12 protein-coding genes and 1 pseudogene are annotated in these 19,923 nt (G+C 69.8%); 7 read left to right on the forward strand and 6 right to left on the reverse strand.

Annotation, left to right across the window (positions count from 1 at the left end; all coding sequences use genetic code 11):
* Positions 1 to 261 precede the first annotated feature (261 nt).
* From ACFYO0_RS05840 to ACFYO0_RS05850, 3 genes are all read right to left on the reverse strand, one after another.
* Entirely contained in the window at positions 262 to 2,520 is a 2,259-nt protein-coding gene (locus ACFYO0_RS05840; protein ID WP_388671268.1) for a heavy metal translocating P-type ATPase, read from the reverse strand.
* 21 nt (positions 2,521 to 2,541) lie between these two features.
* The gene (locus ACFYO0_RS05845) at positions 2,542 to 2,766 is read right to left on the reverse strand and encodes a heavy-metal-associated domain-containing protein (protein ID WP_388671271.1); all 225 of its coding nucleotides are present in this window, start codon (positions 2,764 to 2,766) and stop codon (positions 2,542 to 2,544) included.
* A gap of 375 nt (positions 2,767 to 3,141) precedes the next feature.
* Complete coding sequence (locus tag ACFYO0_RS05850) at positions 3,142 to 3,342, reverse strand: helix-turn-helix transcriptional regulator (protein ID WP_388671274.1); 201 nt, start codon at positions 3,340 to 3,342, stop codon at positions 3,142 to 3,144.
* A 373-nt stretch (positions 3,343 to 3,715) separates the two neighbouring features.
* Here ACFYO0_RS05850 and ACFYO0_RS05855 point away from each other — a divergent pair.
* The 6 genes and pseudogenes from ACFYO0_RS05855 to ACFYO0_RS05880 all read left to right on the forward strand — a co-directional run.
* Positions 3,716 to 4,176: pseudogene (locus tag ACFYO0_RS05855) on the forward strand (5-deoxy-glucuronate isomerase); the annotation flags it as partial.
* Positions 4,173 to 6,107: a 3D-(3,5/4)-trihydroxycyclohexane-1,2-dione acylhydrolase (decyclizing) gene (gene iolD, locus ACFYO0_RS05860; protein WP_388671277.1), complete on the forward strand. Its 1,935-nt coding sequence runs from the start codon at positions 4,173 to 4,175 to the stop codon at positions 6,105 to 6,107. The pseudogene ACFYO0_RS05855 and the gene iolD, both read left to right, overlap by 4 nt.
* A 283-nt stretch (positions 6,108 to 6,390) precedes the next feature.
* Positions 6,391 to 9,207 (forward strand): alpha/beta fold hydrolase, encoded by a 2,817-nt coding sequence (locus ACFYO0_RS05865; RefSeq protein ID WP_388671280.1) that lies wholly within the window; start codon positions 6,391 to 6,393, stop codon positions 9,205 to 9,207.
* Positions 9,204 to 10,082: an ABC transporter permease gene (locus ACFYO0_RS05870; protein ID WP_388671283.1), complete on the forward strand. Its 879-nt coding sequence runs from the start codon at positions 9,204 to 9,206 to the stop codon at positions 10,080 to 10,082. Before ACFYO0_RS05865 ends, ACFYO0_RS05870 begins: the two co-directional genes overlap by 4 nt.
* Before the next feature lie 201 nt (positions 10,083 to 10,283).
* Positions 10,284 to 10,793, forward strand: a complete 510-nt coding sequence (locus ACFYO0_RS05875) for a hypothetical protein (protein ID WP_386352668.1) — start codon at positions 10,284 to 10,286, stop codon at positions 10,791 to 10,793.
* 384 nt (positions 10,794 to 11,177) lie between these two features.
* Complete coding sequence (locus ACFYO0_RS05880; protein ID WP_388672726.1) at positions 11,178 to 12,779, forward strand: von Willebrand factor type A domain-containing protein; 1,602 nt, start codon at positions 11,178 to 11,180, stop codon at positions 12,777 to 12,779.
* Here the strand turns inward: ACFYO0_RS05880 and ACFYO0_RS05885 are convergent.
* Entirely contained in the window at positions 12,776 to 15,916 is a 3,141-nt protein-coding gene (locus tag ACFYO0_RS05885; protein ID WP_388671286.1) for a glycoside hydrolase family 2 TIM barrel-domain containing protein, read from the reverse strand. The two genes, ACFYO0_RS05880 and ACFYO0_RS05885, sit on opposite strands and share 4 nt — an antisense overlap.
* 203 nt (positions 15,917 to 16,119) lie before the next feature.
* Positions 16,120 to 16,734 carry a gamma subclass chorismate mutase AroQ gene (aroQ, locus tag ACFYO0_RS05890; protein WP_388671289.1) on the reverse strand — a complete coding sequence of 205 codons (615 nt, stop codon included), beginning with the start codon at positions 16,732 to 16,734 and terminating at the stop codon, positions 16,120 to 16,122.
* A 243-nt stretch (positions 16,735 to 16,977) separates the two neighbouring features.
* On the opposite strand from aroQ, the gene ACFYO0_RS05895 reads away from it, so the two are divergent.
* Complete coding sequence (locus ACFYO0_RS05895) at positions 16,978 to 18,897, forward strand: AMP-dependent synthetase/ligase (protein WP_388671292.1); 1,920 nt, start codon at positions 16,978 to 16,980, stop codon at positions 18,895 to 18,897.
* 465 nt (positions 18,898 to 19,362) lie between these two features.
* Here ACFYO0_RS05895 and ACFYO0_RS05900 read toward each other — a convergent pair.
* The coding region (locus ACFYO0_RS05900) for a beta-propeller fold lactonase family protein (protein ID WP_388671295.1) at positions 19,363 to 19,923 on the reverse strand (561 nt) is incomplete at its 5' end.

Raw genomic sequence — 19,923 nt, forward strand, 5'->3', positions numbered from 1 at the left:
CAGCTCCGGGAACGTCCCCCAAGACATCCCCAGATGTCAGTCACGCCCCCCAAGACGCTTCTGACATCGCCAACTTAGACTCACGAACTCCTTCGAGGGTTACGTTCACATCACTGTGATCTGCGTCTCTTGCATATGTCCTGAAGATGCACAAGCGACCCGATATCGCTATCGGAGCCCAAGAGTAAGGAAGATGCGCGAGCCTTGTGAAGAGCTTATGTGAGGCTCGCGTCGGACTCCAGAGGGGTTCTTACTTCGACATCACCGAAATGCCCGGAGTCGGAGACTGTTCGTCACCACGAACACCGAGGAGAACGCCATCGCGGCGCCCGCGATCATCGGATTCAGCAGCCCCGCCGCAGCCAGCGGCAGCGCTGCCACGTTGTAGCCGAAGGCCCAGACGAGATTGCCCTTGATCGTGGCAAGGGTCTTCCGCGACAGCCGGATCGCGTCCGCGGCCACCCGCAGATCCCCGCGTACGAGCGTCAGATCGCCCGCCTCGATCGCCGCGTCAGTCCCCGTGCCCATGGCAAGCCCCAGATCGGCGATGGCGAGCGCGGCCGCGTCGTTGACGCCGTCGCCGACCATCGCGACGGCCCGGCCCTCGGTCTGGAGCCGCCTGATCACCTCGACCTTGTCCTGCGGCAGCACCTCGGCGAAGACGAACGCGTCGTCGATGCCGACGCGGCGCGCCACGGACTCGGCGACGGTCCGGTTGTCCCCGGTCAGCAGCACGGGTGTCAGCCCCAGGGCACGCAGCTCGCGGACCGCCTCGGCGCTGGTCTCCTTGACCGCGTCGGCGACGGTCAGGACACCGCGTGCCACCCCGTCCCAGGCGACGGCCACGGCGGTACGCCCGTCCGCCTCGGCCCGCTTCTTCAGCGCGGCCAGCTCCTCCGGCAGCGCGACACCGGCCTCGTCGAGCAGCCGCGCCCGCCCGACCAGCACCTCGTGCCCTTCGACCGTCCCGCGCACGCCGAGCCCGGCGACGTTCTCGAAGTCGGCCACCGCCGGGAGGGTTCCCGTGCCTTCCTCCGCGCCCGTCGCGACGGCGCGTGCGATCGGGTGCTCGGAGGCGTGCTCCAGGGCGCCGGCGAGCCGCAGTACCTGCTTCTCGTCGGCGCCGGCAGCGGCGTACACCTCCTGGAGGGTCATACGGCCGGTGGTGACCGTGCCGGTCTTGTCCAGGACGACCGTGTCGACGCGGCGCGTGGACTCCAGGACCTCGGGGCCCTTGATGAGGATGCCGAGCTGGGCGCCGCGGCCGGTGCCGACCATGAGGGCGGTGGGGGTCGCGAGGCCGAGCGCGCACGGGCAGGCGATGATCAGCACCGCGACGGCGGCTGTGAAGGCGGCGGTCAGCTCGTCCGTCATGCCGAGCCAGACGCCGAAGGTTGCGACGGCGATCAGCAGGACGGCGGGGACGAAGACGGCGGAGATCCGGTCGGCAAGACGCTGCGCCTCGGCCTTCCCGTTCTGCGCGTCCTCGACGAGCTTCGCCATCCGCGCCAGCTGTGTGTCCGCGCCGATGCGGGTCGCCTCGACGACGAGCCTGCCGCCGGCGTTCACGGTCGCGCCCGTCACGGAGTCGCCAACGGCCACGTCCACCGGCACCGACTCGCCGGTCAGCATCGACGCGTCGACCGCCGAGGTGCCCTCGACGACGGTGCCGTCGGTGGCGACCTTCTCGCCGGGCCGTACGACGAAGCGGTCACCGACCTTGAGATCGGCGACGGGGACGCGTACCTCAAGCCCCTCCCGCAGTACGGAGACGTCCCTGGCGCCCAGCTCCATGAGGGCCCTCAGGGCGGCGCCCGCGCTCCGCTTGGAGCGGGCCTCCAGATAGCGGCCGAGGAGGATGAACGTGACGACTCCCGCGGCCACTTCGAGGTAGATCGTCGACGAGGCGTCCGCACGCGACACCGTGAAGTCGAAGCCGTGCCGCATGCCCGGCATCCCCGCGTGGCCCCAGAACAGCGCCCACACGGACCAGCCGAAGGCGGCCAGCGTGCCGACGGAGACGAGCGTGTCCATGGTGGCCGCGCCGTGCCGGGCGTTCGTGAACGTCGCCCGGTGGAACGGCAGTCCGCCCCATACGACGACAGGCGCGGCGAGCGTGAGGGACAGCCACTGCCAGTTGTCGAACTGGAGGGCCGGGATCATGGAAAGAAGGACCACGGGGAGGGCGAGCACGGCGGAGACGGTCAGGCGCTCGCGCAGGGAGGCGAGTTCGGGGTCTTCGCGGGGTGCCTCTGTCTCGGGCTCCGGCTCCGGCGGCGCCGGCTCCTCGGCCGTGTAGCCGGTCTTCTCCACGGTGGCGATCAGGTCGGCGACGCGTATGCCGTCTTCGTACGAGACCTTCGCGCGCTCCGTCGCGAAGTTCACCGTGGCGGTGACGCCGTCCATGCGGTTGAGCTTCTTCTCGACGCGGGCCGCGCAGGAGGCGCAGGTCATGCCGCCGATGGTGAGCTCGACCTCGGCGTTCTCGTGCGTGGCGGGGGGTGTTGCCGTGCTGCTCATGTCGGGCGTCCGTCGGTGTGGTCAGACCTTGCCGGCGAGTTCGAACCCGGCCTCGTCGGTCGCGGCACGTACGGCGTCCTCGTCGAGCGGGGCGGCGGAGAGGACGGTGACCTCACCGGTCGAGGCGACGGCCTTCACCGAGCTGACACCGGGAATCTCGGAGATCTCGCTGGAGACGGAGCCTTCGCAGTGGGCGCAGCTCATTCCGGTCACCTGGTAGGTGGCGGTAACGGTCTGTGCGGTCATGTCGTTGCTCCTCTGGGGCTCAGGTGGTCCGTTCACTCCCCACTGTACCCCTAGGGGGTATTCCTCCCAAGTGCGGGTTTGTGGGTGGCTGCTCGCCCCCCGCGGCGGAGCCGCAATTGTCGCAGCCCCGCGCCCCTGGGGTCCGTGCGTGGGTCGGGGCCGCGGGCCGGTGCGTCAGCCCGCCGCAGGCGGGGTGTACAGGCTTTCGTCGGGGCGGCGCAGGCTTTGCTTTCAGGGGTGCGGGGAACTGGGCGACCAGCCACGACGCACCCGCAGCCGCGACGCGACTGTCACCTCCCACCCCCTGGCGGGGTCCCGGGGCGCAGCCCCAGGGGTGGGGCGGCTAGGGGCGGCGGGGGTGAGGAAGCCCGGGGGTCAATCGGCCCGCCGCCTCTTGTTCCCCGGTCGGGAGGCCACCCACGCCCGGATGGTGTCCGCATACCAATACGGCTTGCCGGACTCCACATGGTCCGGCGGCGGAAGCATCCCGTGCTTGCGATAGGACCGCACGGTGTCCGGCTGCACCTGAATGTGCGCCGCGATGTCCTTGTACGACCAGAGTCTGCGGTCGGTCATCAGTAGCACCTCTCCGCGCGCGCCGCGAAGGCACTGCGCTGGCGATCACCTTGCTGTGACCGTCCAACGACATTGCGTGACCGCGGGCCTGTGCCTGTCGCGCGGGTGTGACGCAAGCCCCGCGAGACCGGGACACGTGTGACAGAACGGCGGTATCTGTGACACAGGTGACGCGCCGCAGCAACTGAGACCTAGTCCGAATGTCCGGACAACCAATTGACAGGCATCACGCAGCGCCGCTAGACCTGGGAGCAGCCGAAGCGAAGCGAAGGGAACCCGATGGACGAGTCCGCGGTGTCCGATGCCCTGGAATCCGGTGCGCCGGAGTCCAGTAGCGAGGACGCGCCGAAGGCGGGGCGGTCCGGTGGACAACGGCACCCGTACCGCCCCAGCAGAGGCCACACCACTTGAACTCCCGGGCAGGAAGGGCGCGTTCAGCGGAGTGACGGACTTCGCGTACGCCCCTTTCGACGCCCGGGTGCAGATCGCCTCCGGCGTGGGAGGCCGCTTCGCCCTGGCAGGAGCGAAGTGCGAGCGCCGACTCCCCGCCCGCTACGGCCCCGCGCCGGAGGTTCCCGTCCGACCCACGAGCGAACGGATTCCGCTGCCGGCGCGTATTTCCCTCGCGTGAGGGCGGTTCCGATGTCCTCACGGGTTCCGCACCGGCGATGCCGGCGGGGCCTTCCTCGTACTCGACGGATTGCACGGCCCGTCCATCGCCCAGCCCGGTCACGCGAGGTACTACTTGAACGTGACGGCCGGCCCGGGTGAGGACAGGCGGGGCGGATCTGCTTCCACCCGGGACACGTAGAAAGCACAGAGGGCTTCCGATGACAGAGCCGAAGACGTCAACGGCGACGACAAGGCTGACGGTCGCGCAGGCACTGGTGCGGTTCCTGGCCGCCCAGTACACGGAACGGGACGGGGTGCGCCGCCGGCTGATCAGCGCCACCTGGGGCATCTTCGGGCACGGCAACGTCGCCGGGCTGGGGCAGGCGCTTCTCGAGTACGCCACTGTGCCTTCCGGGGGGACGCCCCCCGGACCTCCCGTCATGCCGTTCCACCAGGGCCGCAATGAACAGGCCATGGTGCACGCGGCGGTCGGCTACGCACGTCAGTCGCACCGCCTGAGCACCCACGCCGTCACGACATCCATCGGCCCGGGCGCCACCAACCTCGTCACGGGCGCCGCCCTCGCCACGATCAACCATCTCCCCGTACTGCTTCTGCCCGGCGACATCTTCGCGACCCGCCCCGCCGACCCGGTCCTCCAGCAGCTCGAGGTCCCGTACGCCGGCGATGTGTCGGTGAACGACTGTCTGCGCCCGGTGTCGAAGTACTTCGACCGCGTCATGCGTCCCGAAGCCCTCATCCCGGCCGCCCTCCAGGCGATGCGCGTGCTCACCGACCCGGTCGAGACGGGCGCCGTCACGCTCGCGCTGCCGCAGGACGTGCAGGCCGAGGCGTACGACTGGCCGGAGGAGTTCTTCGCCGAGCGCGTCTGGGCGGTCCGCCGTCCGGGCGCGGACCCGGAGGAACTTGCCGCCGCCGTCAGGGCCGTACGTAACGCCCGGCGCCCCTTGGTCGTCGCGGGCGGCGGAGTGCACCACAGTGAGGCCGAGGACGCGCTGAAGGAGTTCGCCGACACCACCCGCATCCCGGTCGCTTCGACCCAGGCGGGCAAGGGCTCGCTGGCCTGGGACCACCCGGCGGACGTCGGCGGCATCGGGCACACCGGCACCGCGACCGCCTGCGAACTGGCCCGCACCGCCGACCTGGTGATCGGCGTCGGCACCCGCTACACCGACTTCACCACCGCATCCGGCACCCTCTTCTCCGCCCAGGGCGTCCGCTTCCTGAACCTCAACATCGCGCCCTTCGACGGCCACAAGCTGTCCGGCCAGCCGCTGATCGCGGACGCCCGCACGGGGCTGGAGGCTCTCACCGAGTCGCTCGCGATGCACGGCCACCGTGCCGAACCCGCGTACGTCACCGATTACACGGACGACAAGGAGCGCTGGGAGCACCGGGTCGACGCGGCCTATGAGGCGGACGAGCCGGACACCCGGCCCACCCAGCCGCAGGTCCTCGGTCTGCTCGACGAGCTGGTCACCGGGGACGACATCCTGATCAACGCGGCCGGCTCGCTCCCCGGTGATCTGCACAAGCTGTGGCGGACGCGGTCGAGGGACCAGTACCACGTCGAGTACGGCTACTCCTGCATGGGCTACGAGATCCCGGCGTCGATCGGCGTGCGCATGGCGGCGCCGGACCGTCCCGTATGGGCGCTGGTCGGCGACGGCACGTATCTGATGATGCCGACGGAGATCGTCTCCGCCGTCCAGGAAGGCGTCGCGATCAAGATCGTGATCCTGCAGAACCACGGATACGCCTCCATCGGCGGCCTCTCCGAGACCGTGGGCGCCGAACGGTTCGCCACCGCCTACCGCCACCGGTCCGAGGACGGCACGTTCACGGGGCGCCCGCTGCCCGTCGACCTCGCCGCCAACGCGGCCAGCCTGGGCATGCGAGTGCTGCGCGCGAAGACCGTACGCGATCTGCGGGCCGCTCTCGCCGAGGCGCGGGCCGCCGACACACCCATATGTGTCCACGTGGAGACCGAGACGGCGGACACGGTCACGGGCGCGCCCCCGGCGCAGGCCTGGTGGGACGTGCCCGTGGCTGAGACCGCGACCCGCTCGTCGGCGGTCAAGGCACGCGAGGTGTACGACCGGCACGCGGCCACTCGCCGCCGCCATCTGTGAGCCGTGTCCGATCCCCATGGGAGCCGTCCACATCGTGGACGGCTCCCATGCTTTACGGGTCCACCGCGAATTCTCATGAACTTGACAGGAACCTAAAGGCGGGGCCGCAGTGCCGGATGCAGGAGCCGCGTCCGGACCGCGGTTGGTGCTGGAATTCGTGGTTCCGACCGGTTGGGATACCGCGCCCGCAGTATGAGAGGCGGGACCCGTAATCCCGGGGATTGACATGTGATTCGGGCTTTGGGCGGCCTTCGCCGTCGGTGGCGGCCCTTACCGTTGACGCATGGATCTTCGACTGCCCCGACTGCGCGGGGCCGTGCTTCGGAGGCCGCGTCGGCTGATCGCCGCCGCGGCCGCCGTGGTCGTGCTCGCCGGCGCCGGTACGTGGACGGCCGTCGCCTCGGACGAGGCCGCACCTGTGGACCGAGCCGACAGAGTCATGGACATGGGCAGCGGGGTGAAGATCGACACCTCGTACTTCACTTCGGGCTCCGGCCGCCGCCCCGCCGTCCTCCTCACGCACGGCTTCGGCGGCAGCAAGGACGACGTACGGTCCCAGGCGGAGGACCTGGCGCGCGACGGGTATGCGGTGCTGACCTGGTCGGCACGCGGAATGGGCGAGTCCACGGGCAAGATCGGCCTGAACGACCCCGAGGGCGAGGTCGCCGACGTCTCCAAGCTGATCGACTGGCTGGCCGAGCGCCCCGAGGTCGAGCTGGACCGGGACGGCGACCCGCGCGTCGGCGCCACCGGCGCCTCGTACGGCGGCGCGGTCTCGCTGCTCGCGGCCGGTCACGACCAGCGGGTGGACGCGATCGCCCCGGCGATCACGTACTGGAACCTCGCGGACGCGCTGTTCCCGAACGGCGTCTTCAAGAAGCTGTGGGCCGGGATCTTCATGAACACCGGCGGCGGTTGCGACCACTTCGAGGCCACGCTGTGCGAGATGTACCAGCGGGTCGCGGAGTCCGGCGAGCCGGACGCCGAGGCGCGGGAGCTGCTGGAAGCCCGCTCCCCGTCCGCCGTCGGCGACGAGATCAACGTGCCGACGCTCATCACCCAGGGTCAGACCGACTCCCTGTTCCCGCTCGGCCAGGCCGACGCGATGGCCAAGGCGATCCGGGCCAACGGCGCGCCCGTGGACGTCGACTGGATCTCGGGCGGTCACGACGGCGGCGACATGGAGGCGGCCCGGGTGTCCTCGCGCGTGGGCGACTGGTTCGACCGCTATCTGAAGGACGAGCCGGGGGTGGACACCGGCCCCGCGTTCCAGGTCACGCGCAGCGGCGGCGTCGATTCACAGGAGGGCACCACACGGCTGACCAGCGTGACCTCGGACAGCTATCCCGGCCTGACGAGCAAGACGCGTCCGATCGCACTGTCCGGGCGTGAGCAGAGCTTCGAGAACCCGGCGGGCGCCAACCCGCCCGCCGTCTCCGCCCTGCCCGGCCTCGGCGGCGCCGGCGGCCTCTCCCAGCTCTCCTCGCTCGGGATCGGTGTGTCCCTCGACTTCCCGGGCCAGTTCGCCGCATTCGACTCCGAGCCCTTCGTGGAGGACCTCCAGATCACCGGCTCGCCGACGGCGACGGTCCATGTGAAGTCGACCAGCGAGGACGCCGTGCTCTTCGCGAAGGTGTACGACGTCGGACCGGACGGCGGCGCGCAGCAGGTACTGCCCGCCCAGCTGGTCGAGCCGGTCAGGGTGCAGGACGCGAAGGCCGGCAAGGACGTACGGCTCACTCTGCCGGCGATCGACTACGAGGTGGACGACGGCCACCGGCTGCGCCTGGTCCTCGCCTCGACGGACCTCGGCTACGCCTCACCGACGGCTCCGGCGACCTACACGGTCTCCATGGCGGGAGACGGCGGCCTGAGGGTGCCGATGCCACTCGGCGACTCGGAGGCGACGGCACCGCTGCCCGCATGGGTGTGGTGGCTCCCGCTGGCCGGCGCGCTCACGGCGCTTGCCCTGCTGCTGACGGCCCGCCGTCCCATCGCCGCACCCGCCCCCGACCCGGAACTGGCCGATGTCCCGCTCCAGATCACGGACTTGAGCAAGAAGTACGCCAAGTCGAACGACCGTTACGCGGTCCGGGACCTGTCCTTCACGGTGGAAAAGGGTCAGGTACTGGGCCTGCTGGGCCCGAACGGCGCGGGCAAGACGACGACGCTGCGCATGCTGATGGGCCTGATCAAGCCGGACGGCGGGGAGATCCGGGTCTTTGGCCACGCGATCCGCCCGGGCGCCCCGGTGCTGTCCCGCGTCGGTTCCTTCGTCGAGGGCGCGGGCTTCCTGCCGCACCTCTCCGGCCGCGAGAATCTCGAGCTGTACTGGCGGGCCACGGGCCGCCCGCCCGAGGACGCGCACCTGGACGAGGCCCTGGAGATCGCGGGCCTCGGTGACGCCCTGTCCCGCGCGGTCCGCACGTACTCCCAGGGCATGCGCCAGCGCCTCGCCATCGCCCAGGCCATGCTCGGCCTGCCCGACCTCCTCATCCTGGACGAGCCGACCAACGGCCTCGACCCGCCGCAGATCCGAGAGATGCGCCAGGTCGTGATCCGCTACGCGGCCGCCGGCCGTACGGTCATCCTCTCCAGCCATCTGCTGGCCGAGGTCGAGCAGTCCTGCACCCACATCGTGGTCATGGACCACGGCCGCCTGGTCCAGGCGGGCCCCGTGGGCGACATCATCGGCAGCGGCGACACCCTGCTCATCGGCCTGGCCTCCGACATCGCCGACCCGGTGGTGGAGAAGGTGGCGGCCCTGCGGGACGTGGAATCGGCGGTACGGACGGATGACGGCCTGCTCGTACGGCTGACCCCGGCGACGGCACCCACGGCACCCACAGAGGCCGCCGCCGTGCCCGAGACCGCCGGCGTGGGGGCTTCCGGTGGAGCGGACCGCGGCCGGGGCACGGTGACCGTCTCCGGCGCCCCGGACACCGAGGACTCCGGAGACTCCGAGGGCGCGCCCGGCGTCACGGAGCGGAGCGCCGCGCTGCTCGTCGAACTCGTACGGCTCGAAGTGCCCGTCGCCTCGATCGGCCCGCACCGTCGCCTGGAGGACGCCTTCCTCACCCTGATCGGAGACTTCGAATGAGCACCCTCGAAAAGGCCGAGAAGGTCGAGAAGGAAGAAGTGGCGGAGGGCTACCGGGCGGGGCGGACGCTGCCGCTGCGCGTCGAACTCGTACGGCAGCTGAAGCGGCGGCGCACGCTCATCATGTTCGGGGTCCTGGCCGCCCTGCCGTTCATCCTGGCCATCGCCTTCCAGGTCGGCGGCGAACCGGGCGACGGCAACGACCGGGTGAACCTGATGGACACGGCCACGGCGTCCGGCGCGAACTTCGCCGCGGTGAACCTCTTCGCGTCCGCGGGCTTCCTGCTCGTCGTCCCCGTGGCGCTGTTCTGCGGAGACACGGTCGCCTCGGAGGCGAGCTGGTCGTCTCTGCGCTATCTGCTCGCGGCGCCCGTGCCCCGCGCCCGGCTGCTGTGGTCCAAGCTCGTCGTCGGACTCACGCTCAGCCTGGCCGCGATGGTGCTGCTGCCGGTCATCGCCCTCGCCGTCGGCACGGTCGCGTACGGCTGGGGCCCACTCCAACTGCCCGTCGGCGGCACCCTCCCCAGCGGCGACGCCGCGCGGCTTCTGCTGATCGTGATGGCGTACATCTTCGTGTCCCAGTTCGTCACCGCCGGGCTGGCGTTCTGGCTGTCGACCCGGACGGACGCCCCGCTGGGCGCGGTCGGCGGCGCGGTGGGCCTGACGATCATCGGCAGCGTCCTCGACGAGGTGACGGCTCTCGGCGACTGGCGCGACTTCATCCCCGCGCACTGGCAGTACGCCTGGCTGGACGTCATCCAACCGGATCCGGACTACAGCGAGATGATCCAGGGCACGGCCATCTCCGTCACATACGCACTGGTGCTGTTCGCCCTGGCCTTCCGCGGGTTCGCCCACAAGGACGTCGTCTCGTAGGCCCCCGGTGGGTTTTTCCGGGCCCGGAGGGAACGCCTGTTCCCGACTCGAACATCCGGGACGTATTCGCCACGGTGCGCCACCCCTCCCGCAGAGGAGAAAGATCCATCAGCATGAGCAGGCAAGGGTCCGACCAGCCCTGGCGATGAGGGGGAGAGCGCTGTCCCGCATGTGCGGGGCCAACGGATCCGGAGGGGCACCATGCAAACAGTCACCAAGCAGGCCACGGAGTGGCTGGCCGCCGCCGCGACCGACCCGCGCGACTGCAAGCGGCGGTGGCAGGGATACGAGGGGATCGCGGTACTGCCCTGCGGACGGTTCTGGGACGTGCTGAGTGTGCCGGAGGAACTGGGTGTGCCGGCCCTGGACGCCCTGCTGTGCATCCCGCAGGCGCCCGGCCCCGTACTCGCGGACACGGGCGCACGCAGGGTGGGCTTCTTCCTGCCGCCGGATCCCGAGGGCCGATGGGTCGGCTCGGATGTCCGGTACCTGGGCAAGGGAGCCTGGATCACGGTGCCGGCGCCGGATCGGATGCCAGGGCGTTTCCGATGGCTGGTACCGCCCGACGGCACCGGGACGCTGTTCGTCCCCGCCGCAGTGGAACTGGCCCTCCAGCAGGCCCTCGGCACCCTCGCCGCAAGGGCCTCCACAAAGGCCGCCGCACGGCGCCGCTGCCCGACGTGCGGAACAGCGACCGCGGCAACGAGTTAGGCAAGCCGGGTGACAGGACCGCCGCCTCATGCGAGGCGGCGGTCCTCTGCACGAGCGACGGCACTCCGCGAAAGGCGCCCGCCACGCACCCCACCGACCCGCAGACCGTTGACTCCCCGCGACTGCCCAGACGGCCCTTCATGCGCGTATGCCACCCGCCCATGAACCTGCCCCTGCCGGAACTCGCCCCGCTGGTCTGCCGCTGAGAACACGGGGCTGTAAGGGCCTACGGACACTCCCAGGTCTCCGGAAGATCACCTACCGGTCTCAACAGGCGTCCGCCGTGCCCGCTTCGAGATCGATCCGCAACGCCCCATGCCGCACACCTCGGCCCTCTCCGGCGTCACAGTCACAGACGTCGACGTCAACTCAGAGGGGGCCCACATGGGCGAGTACCGGACGACACACCGAACACGGCGACCGCGCGGCGCACTTGCCGCTCTGATGGCCGCGGGCTGCCTGCTGCTCACCGCATGCGGCTCGGGCGCCGGCGAGTCGTCGTACGACGGCAGCAACAAGGCCGGCGACACCGAACGCTTCCCGGCGCCGGCCCCCGCGCAGCCGACCGGCCCCGCCGGCACCGACGAAGGCACCACCCCGGGCGAGCAGCAGGGTGAAATCCGCGAGAGCACCCCGCCTCCCGCCGACTACCTCTCCACCTTCGCGCTGGACGTCGACACCGCCTCGTACGGGTACGCGCGCCGCACCCTCGCCGACGGCCGTCGACCGGACCCGGCGACCATACGGCCCGAGGAGTTCATCAACAGCTTCCGCCAGAACTACGAGCGCCCCGACGGCGACGGCTTCTCCGTCACGGTCGACGGCGCGCGTACGGACGCGGGCGGGGAGAGCGACGACTGGCGGCTCGTGCGCGTCGGTCTCGCCACGCGCCCGGCCGAGGACAGGGGAGAACGGCCGCCCGCCGCCCTCACGTTCGTCATCGACGTCTCGGGTTCCATGGGTGAGCCCGGCCGGCTCGACCTGGTCAAGAAGTCCCTCGGCGTGATGACGGACGAACTGCGCGACGACGACTCCGTCGCGATCGTCACCTTCAGCGACGAGGCCGAGACCGTACTCCCGATGACCCGCCTCGGCGACAACCGCGACCGCGTCCACGACGCCGTCGACACGCTGGAACCCACCCTCTCCACCAACCTCGGCGCGGGCGTCGACACCGGATACGCCACCGCTGTCGAGGGCCGCCGCGAAGGCGCCACCAACCGTGTCGTCCTGCTCTCCGACGCCCTCGCCAACACCGGTGACACCGACGCCGACTCGATCCTGGACCGCATCTCCGACGCCCGCCGCGAGCACGGCATCACCCTGTTCGGCGTCGGCGTCGGCAGCGACTACGGCGACGCCCTGATGGAACAGTTCGCTGACAAGGGCGACGGCCACACCACCTACGTATCGAACGAAGAGGACGCCCGCACGGTCTTCGTCGACCGACTGCCCCGCAACATCGACCTGACGGCCCGTGACGCCAAGGCGCAGGTCGCCTTCGACCCGCAGACGGTCGAGCAGTTCCGGCTCATCGGCTACGACAACCGCCAGGTCGCCGACGAGGACTTCCGCAACGACGGCGTCGACGGCGGCGAGATCGGCCCCGGCCACACGGTCACGGCCCTGTACGCCGTCCGCACCAAGCCCGGCGCCTCCGGCCACCTCGCCACCGCGACCGTCCGCTGGCTCGACCCCGACACCCGCACACCGCACGAGGAGTCGGCCCAGCTGGAGTCCGAAGCCCTCAACCAGCCCTTGTGGAGCCGCGACAACGCTCGCAACGGACTCCAGGTCACCGCCATAGCCGCCTATTTCGCCGATGCCCTCCGCTCCGGCGACTCCCGCTGGTCCCGTCTCCCCGGCGCCCCCGGACTGCCCGAACTGTCCGACCGAGCCGAGGAGTTGGCTGACACCACGGAGTCCGAGGAGGTACGCCAACTCGCCGAGACGATCGAACAGGCCGGGCGGTCGGCAGGGCGCTAGGAAGGCCTGAGCCGGTAGGCGTACGTGTACGACCGGCCGGAGTGCAGCAGGTACTTCTCCAGCGGGGCCGCACCCCACGAGTCGATGCCGCCCACACCCATCTGCCGGTGGTTGACGCCCAGCACGGTCTCGTCGCGCCGCTTCAACTCGTACGGATGACGCGGCCCGTCGAGGTCGAACGGCGAGTAGTGCAGCGCGCTCGCCTCCAGCAGAGGCTCACCTTCCGCCGGATCGGCGACCACGGTGAGCCCGTCACCGGCACGGTCGGTCAGCGACAGGTGGCGTACGTCCGTCATGTTCCCCGTCTGCTGGGGACGGACGTACGGCGCCACCTGATCGTCGACCGTGGACCGCCAACGTCCCACGAACGCGGACGTCTTGCGGTCCCAGTAGTTCTCGTGCGGCCCACGCCCGAACCAGTCGAGCCGCTCGAAGCCCCGGGGAACCGTCAACAGGGCGCCCACCATGGGCAGATCGGGCAACCCCGAGGCCGCCTCAAGTGTGTGCCGCACCCGCACTTCGCCGTCCCCGCGTAACCGGAATTCGGTACGCCACGTCGAGGCGCTCGGCGAGGTGGGCAGCGTACAGCCGACCTCGATGACGACCTCGCCGGGTGAGGGCTGCGAGGCCTTGACCGACGTCACGGTGCGCTTGGCTCCCGCGTCGCGCCACGTGCGCGCCGTGTTCTGGAATCTACGGCCGATGTCGTTATCCGTCGGTGCCCGCCAGAAGTTCGGCACGGGGCCCTCGGCGAGCAGAAGCCGGCCGCGGAAGACGTAGGAGGAGAGCGTGCCGGAGGCCTTCGACAGCACCACCTCCACGTTGCGGCCGCTCACCTTCACCTCGCTGTCGGTCTCCGTCAGCGTGAGGTCGCCGCGCGGTGCGGGTTCGGTGGGCGCGGGTGCCTGCCAGTCCAACGCCAGCTGCTCGGCTGCCACTTCGTGCCCGGCGTCGGCCCAACTCGTCTTCTTCCGCAGCACGAAGGAGAGGTTGAGGAAGTACTCCGCGCCGGGTTCGAGCGCGGGCGGCTTCCGGTACGGGATGCGTACGGTGCCCTCCTCACCCGGCGCGACCTTGGGGGCCGCGAGCGTGCCGTGCTGCACGCGTGCGCCGTCCCGTGTGACCGTCCACCGCAGTTCGTACGCGTGCAGGCCGCTGAACAGGTGCTTGTTGCGTACCTTCACCACACCGGCGGCGAGATCACCGGCCGTGATCCCCACCGGCTGGTAGACCTTCTTCGCCTCCAGCAGCCCCGGATGTATGGCACGGTCACCCGCCACCAGGCCGTTGCAGCAGAAGTTCCCGTCCGTCGGATAGCCGGGCTTCCAGTCGCCCCCGAACGACAGATACGTGCGTTTCGGGTCGCCGGGCACAGGCAGCCGTATCGTCTGGTCGGCCCAGTCCCAGAAGAACGCGCCGTGCAGGTTCGGATAGCGCTCGATGATGTCCCAGTACTCGGGGAGGTTGCCGCCGCTGTTGCCCATCATGTGCGTGTACTCGCAGAGCATGTACGGCTTCGGGTTGCCGGACTTGCCGTACCTCTCGACGCCCGCCGGACTGGTGTACATCTCGCTGTGCACGTCGGCCACGGCGTTCATGCCCTCGTAGTGCACGGGCCGCGAGGCGTCGCGCGCGTGCGCCCAGTCGGCCATGACCTTGAAGTTCGAGCCCTGTCCCGCCTCGTTGCCGAGCGACCACACGACCACGCACGCGTGGTTCTTGTCCCGCTCGACCATCGACCGCATTCGGTCCACACACGCGTCGGTCCACTCGGGCAGCGAACCCGGCACGGTGTCGCGTACCCCGTGCGTCTCCAGGTTCGCCTCGTCGACGACGTACAGCCCGTATTCGTCGCACAGCTCCAGCCAACGCGGATGGTTGGGGTAGTGCGAGGTGCGGACGGCGTTGATGTTGTGGCGCTTCATCAGCAGGATGTCCCGCACCATCCTCGCCTCGTCGACGGCCTGCCCACGGTCCGGGTCGTTCTCGTGCCGGTTGGTGCCGCGGAACATGATCGGCTTGCCGTTGACGGTGAACTTGCCGGGGCCGTAGTCGACTTGCCGGAACCCGATCCGCTTGCTGTGAATGTCGACGGCCTTACCTGAGCCGTCCTTGAGTGTGACGACCAGGGTGTAGAGATTCGGCTGCTCGGCCGACCACAGAGCGGGCCCCCTCACCTCGCCCTTCAGCGTCACCGCGTCCTCGACCGCGTCCGCCAGCTTCAGCACACGCCGTCCGCGGGCGTCGAACAGCTCGGCCACGATGCGATGCGTGGTGACCGACTGGTCGTCACCCCGGTCGCGTAAGGCCACATCGACGCTCAGTACGGCGTCGCGGTACGCGGAATCAAGTTCCGTGCGCAGGAACAGGTCGTCGACGTGCACCTGCGGAACCGAGTACAGATACACGTCGCGGAAGATCCCGGACAGGTCGATCATGTCCTGGTCCTCCAGCCAACTGCCGTCGGACCAGCGGTAGACCTCCACGGCGAGTGTGTTGCGCCCGGCCTTCAGATACGGGCTGATGTCGAACTCGGCGGGTGTGTAGCTGTCCTCGCTGTAGCCGACGCGCTTGCCGTTGACCCACACGAAGAACGCGGACTTCACGCCCTGGAAGGAGATCAGTGTGCGCCGCTTCTTCCAACCATCGGGGACGGTGAAGGTACGGCGGTACGAGCCGACGGGGTTGAAGTCGTGCGGGATCCGCGGTGGCGCCGGGTTCTCGTAACCGATCCACGGATACTTGATGTTGAGGTAGATCGGCTCCGGGTAGCCCTCGATCTCCCAGTTCGACGGGACGGGAATGCGGTCCCAGGTGCTGTCGTCGAAGCCGGGTGCGTGGAACCCGGTGGGCCGCTGGTCGGGGTTTCTCGCCCAGTGGAATCGCCAGCTTCCGTTCAGGGAGCGGTGGTACGGCGACTTCGCGAACTGCCCGCGCCGGGCGTCGGCGGCGTTGGCGTACGGCACGAGGCGGGCGGCCCGGGCCGGCTCTCTGTTGACCTGGAAGACTCTCGGACTCGCGTCCCACTCGTCCCCCTCGGCGGCGAACGCCCGCTTCTGCGCGGCGAACGCGGCTGACCCTGCGAGGGCGGCTCCTGCGACGAGGACGTTGCGGCGGCTCGGACGGTATGTGCTCATGCGGCGGCTCCGACCGGAAAGGCAACAAGAAGCTTCAGCGTCGAACGGAACCGCGCATCGCGCAAGACCTCCGATGGTTTGGGCGGGGCGCCTACGGGGGTGGTTGGTTCGGTGCACTTGGCGGCTCCGCCGCGGGGCGCGACCGGCCACAACGAACCGCAGTCGGCCACGAACCGAACCCACCCGCCCGGTGGGCGCCCCGCTCAGCCGCCGGAGGCAACCGTGCAGACTGACGGAAGTGCGCGTTCAAGCCCCTTCAGATGGAGTACGTCCAGACGGTGAACGTACGCGGACAGCGCGGCGGCGGCGCGAAGCCGCGGTTGGCAGAAGGCGTCGTCGCGCACCGACGCTGTCTCCTGGAGCGCGGCCAGGAGCCGCGTGGTGATCAGGTCGAGCGCCGGGCGGACCTCCTTCGCGAGGTCGGGGCGCTCGGTGGGCCGCTCATCGGGATGTGCGTCCCACCGTGCGTACAGCCCGCGCTGCACCAACTTGTTCGCCTCGATCTGATCGCGGAAAACGGCGGCCACGACGTCCGGGTCGAGCCCGACCGCCCGAGCGGCAACGTCGTCCAGAATCTGCCGCTCACGCACCGGATCGTCAATCGGCGTGTCGGTCCCGTACTTGGCAGCCGCCACCTTGTCGGCCAGCAGCAACCGCTCGGTGAACAACCCGGTCAGCGATGCAAGGCTGTTGGTGGAGGCGGGGGCGGCGTGATCGGCGGTCTTGGCGTCATGGGCGACGGCGGGCGCCGTACCGGAGAGAGCCATGACCGAGACGACGGCGGCAACCAGGACGGACCGGAAGCGGTGGGGGCGCACAGGAAGATCCCTTCGAGGCGTTGTCGGACGGCGCCGGACCGTCGCCCCGCGCCGTCAGCACCGTATCGACGACCACCGCGACCGAGGCGCCAGGCATCCGGCCTATGCGGTCACACGACCGAACACAGCCGAACAACCGATTGAACTTCTGCTACGCACGAGTAAGTTGACGCCCGGGTTAGTACGTATCGCATCGCACCGCACCACCGCACCACCGCACGTGAGCCGCGACCGGGAGCCGTCATGGGCGTACGCAAAGATCTGAAACAGGCGAAGAAACGTACCGACCTGGCGAACCGCACCAAGGTCGAGATCGTCAGGGACCACCAAGGCGTCGTCCGTGAGGCCCGTATGCCGCCCCTCGCAGCGAGGGCCACCACCGGCAGCGTCGCCGACCTGCCCTACACCAACGCGGCGGAGGCTCCGGACGCCGTGATCCTCCGCCGCAAAGTGAACGGCACCTGGCGCCCCGTCACTGCGGAAGCCTTCGCCAGCGAAGTCACCGCTGTTGCCAAGGGGTTGATCGCGGAGGGCCTCGAACCAGGCGGCCGAGTCGCGCTGATGTCCCGTACCCGCTACGAGTGGACGGTCCTCGACTTCGCGATCTGGGCGGCCGGCGGCCAGTCCGTTCCCATCTACGCCACGTCCTCGGCCGAGCAGATCGAGTGGATCGTCCACGACTCGGGCGCGCGCTTCGTCATAGCCGAGACCCCCGACAACGCGGAAGCGGTCACGGCCGGCACGGCCGACCACTCCGACCCCCCGCGCGTATGGCAGATCGACGAGGGCGCGATCCCCGAACTCACCGCCCGGGGCCGGGGCATCCCCGACGAGGAGATCATCAAGCGCCGGGAAGCCCTCACCCCCGACACACCCGCGACGATCTGCTACACCTCCGGCACCACCGGCCAGCCCAAGGGCTGTGTCCTGACCCACGCCAACCTGCACGCCGAGGCCGCCAACACGGTCGAACTCCTGCACCCCATCTTCAAAGAGATCACCGGCCAGGTCGCCTCGACCCTCCTCTTCCTGCCCCTCGCCCACATCCTGGGCCGCACCATCCAGATCGCCTGCCTGATGGCCCGTATCGAGCTGGGACACTTCCCGAGCATCACGCCGAACGAACTCCGGCCCGCGCTCAGGGAGTTCGGCCCCACCTTCCTGGTCGGCGTCCCGTACCTCTTCGAGAAGATCCACGCCACCGGCCGCGCGACCGCCGAACGGATCGGCCGCGGCGCCTCCTTCGACCGTGCGGACCGCATCGCCGTCCGCTTCGGCGAGGCCCACCTCAACAGGTTCCTCGGCCGCGGCCAGGGCCCGAACCCCGGCTTGTACGCCGCCTGGGCCCTGTACGACCAACTGGTCTACCGCCGCATCCGCAAGGAACTGGGCGGCCGCATGCGCTACGCCATCAGCGGCGGCTCCCCCCTCGACCGCAACCTCAATCTCTTCTTCTACGCGGCCGGAATCATCATCTACGAGGGCTACGGCCTGACCGAGACCACAGCCGCCGCAACGATCGTCCCGCCCCTGAAACCCCGCCCCGGCACGGTCGGCCTCCCCGTCCCCGGCACGGCGATCCGCATCGGCGAAGACGGCGAGGTCCTCATCAGGGGCGGCATCGTCTTCAACGCGTACTGGAACAACCCGGCCGCCACAGACGCCGCCCTGACCGACGACTGGTTCGCGACCGGCGACCTGGGCGCCCTGGACGACGACGGCTACCTCACCATCACCGGCCGCAAGAAGGACATCCTCATCACGTCGGGCGGCAAGAACGTCTCTCCCGCCATCCTGGAGGACCGCCTCCGCAGCCGCCCCCCGGTGGGCCAGTGCATAGTCGTCGGCGACAACCGCCCCTACGTAGCGGCCCTGATCACCCTCGATCGCGAGGACGTGGCCCACTGGCTCCACGTCCGCGCAATGCCCGCGGACACTCCCATGGCCGACCTCATCCGCGACCCCGCCATGCGAGCCGACGTCCAGAAGGCCGTGGACTACGCGAACCAGGCGGTCTCCCGCGCGGAGTCGATCCGCGAGTTCATCCTCGTGGAGGGCGAGTTCACCGAGGAGAACCGCTTGCTCACTCCGTCCTTGAAGGTCAAGCGGCATGCGGTGACGCGGGCGTACGCGGGTCAGATCGAGGCGTTGTATCGGGGCTGACACCAGGGCTTCGGTGTAGTCGCCGGGCGTCCGGTTCATGACGGTCTGCCAGGTTGACCGGTCAGGGACAGCGGAACAGGCACGACTTCCAAGATCATGGAGTTCTCGAAGCCCCGCGACCTGTCTGAAAGAACGTGCCTGCCGAAGCATCATCGATGATCCCGCCTGCCCTTGACCAACCCCGCGAGCATCCAGAACTCGCTCGGCCTCAAGGGATCACGAAACGGACGCCGGCCGACTACGCCGAAGCGGATCCATGCTTGGCAAGGACGTGGATGTCCGCCTCAGTCGAGGCCGCTCCACGGCGGCTCGGCTGCCGTGCCCTTGGTGACCTTCGCCGCTGTGTGGCTGCGGACGAAGGTCGCCAAGGGCAGGTACGCGGCTGGCCTGGCCGTGGCGTACAGCTGGCCGAGTCCGCCCGGACCGAGGGAGGGCTGAGGACGCCTCCCTCCTCGTCACCTCTCGTCAGGAGGTTGCGATGGCCACGCCAAACGGGCTGTTGCCGGCGGGGATGGTGGCGGTGACGGTGTTGGTGGTGGTGTCGATCACCGACACGGTGTCCGAGTCGAGGTTGGTGACGTAGGCGTGGGTGCTGTCCGGGGTGACTGCCACGCCCATCGGGCTATCGCCGGTGGGGATGGTGGCGGTGACGGTGTTGGTGGTGGTGTCGATCACCGACACGGTGTTCGAGACGACGTTGGTGACGTAGACGCGGGTGCCGTCCGGGGTGACTGCCACGCCCGCGGGGTTGTTGCCGGTGGGGATGGTGGCGGTGACGGTGTTGGTGGTGGTGTCGATCACCGACACGGTGTTCGAGCCATTATTGGTGACGTAGGCGTGGGTGCCGTCCGGGGTGACTGCCACGCCCACCGGGCCATTGCCGACGGGGATGGTGGCGGTGACGGTGTTGGTGGTGGTGTCGATCACCGACACGTCCGAGCCACCAGCATTGGTGACGTAGACGCGGGTGCCGTCCGGGGTGACCGCCACGCCATACGGTCCTGAGCTGACGGGGATGGTGGCGGT

Source organism: Streptomyces sp. NPDC006365, assembly GCF_042870755.1.
GTDB lineage: Bacteria > Actinomycetota > Actinomycetes > Streptomycetales > Streptomycetaceae > Streptomyces > Streptomyces xiangluensis.

Excerpts from the sequence above, each read along its gene's own strand:
- ACFYO0_RS05840 (WP_388671268.1), bottom strand. The coding sequence starts at position 2,520 with ATGAGCAGCACGGCAACACCCCCCGCCACGCACGAGAACGCCGAGGTC.
- ACFYO0_RS05845 (WP_388671271.1), bottom strand. The coding sequence starts at position 2,766 with ATGACCGCACAGACCGTTACCGCCACCTACCAGGTGACCGGAATGAGC.
- ACFYO0_RS05850 (WP_388671274.1), bottom strand. The coding sequence starts at position 3,342 with ATGACCGACCGCAGACTCTGGTCGTACAAGGACATCGCGGCGCACATT.
- iolD (WP_388671277.1), top strand. The coding sequence starts at position 4,173 with ATGACAGAGCCGAAGACGTCAACGGCGACGACAAGGCTGACGGTCGCG.
- ACFYO0_RS05865 (WP_388671280.1), top strand. The coding sequence starts at position 6,391 with ATGGATCTTCGACTGCCCCGACTGCGCGGGGCCGTGCTTCGGAGGCCG.
- ACFYO0_RS05870 (WP_388671283.1), top strand. The coding sequence starts at position 9,204 with ATGAGCACCCTCGAAAAGGCCGAGAAGGTCGAGAAGGAAGAAGTGGCG.
- ACFYO0_RS05875 (WP_386352668.1), top strand. The coding sequence starts at position 10,284 with ATGCAAACAGTCACCAAGCAGGCCACGGAGTGGCTGGCCGCCGCCGCG.
- ACFYO0_RS05880 (WP_388672726.1), top strand. The coding sequence starts at position 11,178 with ATGGGCGAGTACCGGACGACACACCGAACACGGCGACCGCGCGGCGCA.
- ACFYO0_RS05885 (WP_388671286.1), bottom strand. The coding sequence starts at position 15,916 with ATGAGCACATACCGTCCGAGCCGCCGCAACGTCCTCGTCGCAGGAGCC.
- ACFYO0_RS05895 (WP_388671292.1), top strand. The coding sequence starts at position 16,978 with ATGGGCGTACGCAAAGATCTGAAACAGGCGAAGAAACGTACCGACCTG.